Below are 4,726 nucleotides of genomic sequence, written 5' to 3' on the forward strand. Positions count from 1 at the left end.
CCTCGGTGGCCGAGGCAGCGGTCGTTTCGCGTGTCGAGGTCAGCGGCAACCAGCGCGTCGATGCCGAGACCATCCGCAATTACATTACGATCAAGCCGGGCAAGCCTTTCTCCAGTTCCGATATTGACGACGCCGTCAAGGCGCTGTTCGGAACCGGCCTGTTCTCGGACGTCCAGATCAACCAGGTCGGTTCGAGCCTGGTGGTCAAGGTTTCCGAATACAAGGTCGTCAACCAGGTACTGTTCCAGGGCAACAAGAAGATCAAGGACAACGCGCTTCAGATGGGTATCCAGCTGAAGCCGCGCGCGACCTTCTCCCAGCAGGCGCTGGACGCCGATGTCGAGGCGATCAAGTCGGCATACAAGCGAATTGGCCGCGACGACGCCGCCGTGACCACGCAGATCATGGACCTCGGCGACAACCGCGTGAACGTGGTCTTCAACATCAACGAAGGCGGCCGCACCCAGATCGCGGCGATCAATTTCGTCGGCAACCACGCCTATTCCAGCCGCCGCCTGTCCGACGTCATCAACACCAAGCGTTCGTCCTGGCTGTCCTTCGTGCTGCGCGACGACGTCTATGACGAGGACAAGCTGCGCGCCGACCAGGAACTGCTGCGCCGCTTCTACTACAATCACGGCTATGCCGACTTCCAGGTCGTCTCGGCCGTCGGCGAGCTTGACGACGCCACCAACAAATACACGGTTACCATCACCGTGCAGGAAGGCGACCGCTACACGTTCGGCGACGTCAGCGTGGAAAGCACCATTCCGGAGGTCGACTCCAAGGCGCTGGAATCGGCTGTCGAAACCCATAAGGGCGATGTCTACAACGCCAAGGACGTCGAGGATTCGATCGTCGCCTTGACCGAGAAGGTCGCGGGCTCAGGCTATGCCTTCGCCCAGGTGACGCCGCGCGGCGACCGCAATTTCGAGAACCACACCATTTCGGTCGTCTACACTATCGACCAGGGCACCAAGGCCTATATCGAGCGCATCGAAATCCGCGGCAACGACCGAACGCGCGACTATGTCATCCGTCGCGAATTCGATGTCAGCGAGGGCGACGCCTTCAACCAGGTCCTCATCCAGCGCGCGAAGAAGCGGCTGGAAGGCCTTGATTACTTCCAGTCCGTCGATATCTCGACGGTTCCGGGCTCGGCGCCAGACCAGGTCGTGCTCGTGGTCACCGTGGTTGAGAAGTCGACCGGCGAATTCTCGGTCGGCGCTGGTTATTCGACCGGCGGCGACACGCCCGGCCCATCCATCGAAGGGTCGATCACCGAGCGCAATTTCCTAGGCCGTGGTCAGTACATCAAGCTGTCGGCCGGCGGCGGCAAGAATTCGCGCGACTTCGCCCTTTCCTTCACCGAGCCCTACTTCCTCGGCCGGCGCATCGCGGCGGGTTTCGACATCTACAAGTCGACCCGCGAGTACGATCACTACAATACGGACACCACCGGCGCGACCGTCCGGTTTGGTCTGCCGATCACTGACAACATTTCGACGCAGCTTGCCTACAACATCTCGCAGGAAAAGTACGAGTTCAATGATTGTGACAACAACAATGACGGCATCGAAGGCGACTGCAATCTTTCGCAGGCCATCATAGAAGCCATCGATGAGGGCTCGTGGCTGAAGTCCTCGGTCAGCTTGGGTCTTACCTACAACACGATCGACGACATGAAGAACCCGCATGAGGGTCTCTTCGTTACCGGCACGACCGAGTTCGCCGGTCTTGGCGGCGATGCCAAATGGGTGAAGGTGACTGGCCGGGCAAGTGTCTATCAGACATTGTCGGAGCAGCTTGACCTTGTCGGTCTCGTATCGGGCGGCGCCGGCTACATTGCAGGCTACGGCGATAATGGTTTGCGCATTTTCGATCAGTTCCAAAGCAACGATCGCATGATCCGCGGTTTTGAGTATGGTGGCATTGGTCCCGTTGACACCGCAACTGGAGACCACCTTGGTGGCACTACCTATTTCAATGCCTCGGCCGAAGCGCAATTCCCATTGCCGGTGATCCCGGAGAGTTTCGGTTTGCGCGGTGCCGTTTTCGCTGATGCCGCAACTCTGTACGGCAGCAAGGTCGACACTCCTGGTGTCGTTCAAGCATCGACCGACATGAAGCTCCGTGCTTCGGTGGGTGTCGGCCTGATGTGGGCTTCGCCGTTCGGCCCGATCCGCATCGACTATGCGATCCCGGTCAAGAAAGAGTCGACCGACGATGTGCAGGAATTCAACTTCGGTATCGCGACCCGCTTCTAATTTCGTGGTTGCAATGGTTCCGGGCCGGTTGACGGCCCGGAGTGGACTGTGCCGACCCAGCTGGATATTGCTTCTGGAATGACCGATCCGGTGTTCTTCGCGCCTTCACGCCGGTATACGGCTGGCGAGGTCGCGAATCTGACCGGCGCCAGCCTGCTTGATGCCGCGCAGGCTGAAATTGCCATCGAAGCGCTGGCTCCCGCCAATGAGGGCGGTGACGGCGCGCTCGTCTTTGTCGACGGCAAGCGCAATTTCGCGCTGATGCAGTCGCTGAGGGCTGCCGCGGTCCTGTGCCCCGCCGATTTTGCGACCAAGGCGCCGCCAGGGATCGCGGTGCTCATGCATCCTCGTCCGCAACAGGCTTTCGCCATGGTCGGACGCCTTTTGTTTCCGCATGCCGCAACTCCGGGGCCAATGACCGGAGAAACCGGCATCTCGGCGCATGCCTTTGTCGATCCGTCCGCCCATATCGAGGAAGGAGCGATCGTCGAAGCGGGCGCAGTGATCGGCCCCGGCGTGTCCATCGGCAGCGGCACTGTCATTGCACCTCACGCCGTTGTTGGCCGCTCCTGCCAGATCGGCCGCGACGGGTTCGTCGGTCCGGGCGCCAGCATCCAATATGCGCTTGTCGGCAATCGTGTCATCATCCATGGCGGCGCAAGGATTGGCCAGGACGGTTTCGGCTTCGTGGGCGGCGCCAAGGGACCTGAACGCGTGCCGCAGATCGGCCGCGTCATCATCCAGGACGACGTCGAGATCGGCTCCAATTCGACCGTCGACCGCGGTGCGATGTCCGATACCATCATCGGCCAGGGCACAAAGATCGACAATCTGGTGCAGATCGCCCACAATGTTCGCATCGGCCGCAATTGCATTATAGCGGGCCTTTCGGGTATTTCCGGTTCCGTCGTCGTCGGCGACAACGTCACCATGGGTGGCGGTGTCGGCCTCGCCGATCATCTGACCATCGGGCCGGGAGCCAAGCTTGCTGCGAGAAGTGGATTCATGAACAACGTGCCGGCAGGCGAGGTCTGGGGAGGCTACCCGGCGCAGCCCATGGCGGAAGCCATGCGCGAGATAGCGATGCTGCGCAGGATGGCCAGGACGCGCAAGCAAGGCGACGGAAATGGCTGACATGGTGGCAACGACACTCGAGGCGGTTGACATCATGGGGCTCATGAAGCTCCTGCCGCACCGCTATCCGTTCTTGCTGATCGACCGTATCGTCGATATAGACGGCGACGAGTCCGCGGTCGGCATCAAGAACGTGACCATCAACGAGCCGCATTTCCAGGGCCATTTTCCGCAACAGCCGGTCATGCCCGGGGTGCTGATCATCGAGGCGATGGCCCAGACCGCCGGCGCGATCTGCATTCGCAGCCTCAACACGGAAAAGCCCTCACTGGTTTATTTCATGACCATCGACAATGCGAAATTCCGCAAACCGGTGGTTCCGGGCGATCAGCTCAGGATCCACGTCAAGAAGATCAGAAAGCGCGGCAACCTGCTGAAATTCGCCTGCGAGGCGATGGTTGACGGCGCGAAAGCCGCCGAGGCCGAGGTTTCGGCCATGATGGTCACCGGCTGACGGTTCGAAATGCTCATGAAAGTCGAGACATTCATCCATCCTTCCTCGGTCGTCGAAGAAGGAGCCCGGCTCGGCCAAGGTGTCCGCATCGGACCCTTTTGCCATATCAGCGCCGATTCAATCATCGGCGACCGCGTCGAGTTGGTCAGCCATGTGTCGGTGATGGGCGCAACAACCATCGGAGCCGGAACGAAGGTCTATCCGATGGCGACGCTCGGCGCGCCGCCGCAGAACACCAAGCACAAGGGCGGACGCACCACCCTGATTGTCGGTGAGAACTGCACCCTCCGCGAAGGCGTCACGATGCATGTCGGCACCGATTCCAGCCGCGGCGAGACGAGTGTCGGCGACAACGGCAATTTCCTTGCCTATGCCCACATCGCCCATGATTGCGTCGTCGGCAAGAACGCCACCTTCGCCAATGGCGCGACGCTCGGCGGCCACTGCGAGATAGGCGACAACGTCTATATCGGCGGCCTCACCGCCGTTCACCAGTTCGTGCGCATTGGCGACAACGCCTTCATCGGCGGCTGCTCTGCGGTTGTCGGCGATATCATTCCCTATGCGATCGCCGCCGGCAATCGCGCCAAGCTGCGCGGCCTGAACATCATCGGGCTCAAGCGCTCCGGCCTGCCGCGCTCGGAAATCTACCTGCTGCGCAAGGTTTACCGGTCGATTTTCGACCGTTCCCGCAGCGTCGCGGAGAATATCGATCTCGCCAGGGCGGAATTCGGCTCCTCGTCTCCTGCCGCCATGAAGATGATCGACTTCATCGCCAGCGGCGGCAAGCGGCACTATGCGGTCCCGCCGCTGAAGGGTGGCGGCGACGATGACAGCGGCGATGACGAGGCCTGAGCGCGCCGCATCAGGG

4 protein-coding genes are annotated in these 4,726 nt (G+C 61.1%); all 4 read left to right on the plus strand.

Annotated features, from left to right (window positions below; all coding sequences use genetic code 11):
* On the plus strand, positions 1–2,267 hold a 2,267-nt coding region (bamA, locus tag EOA24_RS27935), incomplete at its 5' end, for an outer membrane protein assembly factor BamA (RefSeq protein ID WP_127410286.1).
* A gap of 78 nt (positions 2,268–2,345) precedes the next feature.
* Positions 2,346–3,401, plus strand: a complete 1,056-nt coding sequence (gene lpxD, locus EOA24_RS27940; protein ID WP_126083805.1) for a UDP-3-O-(3-hydroxymyristoyl)glucosamine N-acyltransferase — start codon at positions 2,346–2,348, stop codon at positions 3,399–3,401.
* The gene (gene fabZ, locus EOA24_RS27945) at positions 3,394–3,855 is read left to right on the plus strand and encodes a 3-hydroxyacyl-ACP dehydratase FabZ (RefSeq protein WP_127258198.1); all 462 of its coding nucleotides are present in this window, start codon (positions 3,394–3,396) and stop codon (positions 3,853–3,855) included. Before lpxD ends, fabZ begins: the two co-directional genes overlap by 8 nt.
* 15 nt (positions 3,856–3,870) lie before the next feature.
* Positions 3,871–4,710 carry an acyl-ACP--UDP-N-acetylglucosamine O-acyltransferase gene (gene lpxA / locus EOA24_RS27950; RefSeq protein ID WP_127410287.1) on the plus strand — a complete coding sequence of 280 codons (840 nt, stop codon included), beginning with the start codon at positions 3,871–3,873 and terminating at the stop codon, positions 4,708–4,710.
* The last annotated feature ends 16 nt before the right edge of the window (positions 4,711–4,726 follow it).

Source organism: Mesorhizobium sp. M2A.F.Ca.ET.039.01.1.1 (assembly GCF_003998035.1).
Lineage (GTDB): Bacteria > Pseudomonadota > Alphaproteobacteria > Rhizobiales > Rhizobiaceae > Mesorhizobium.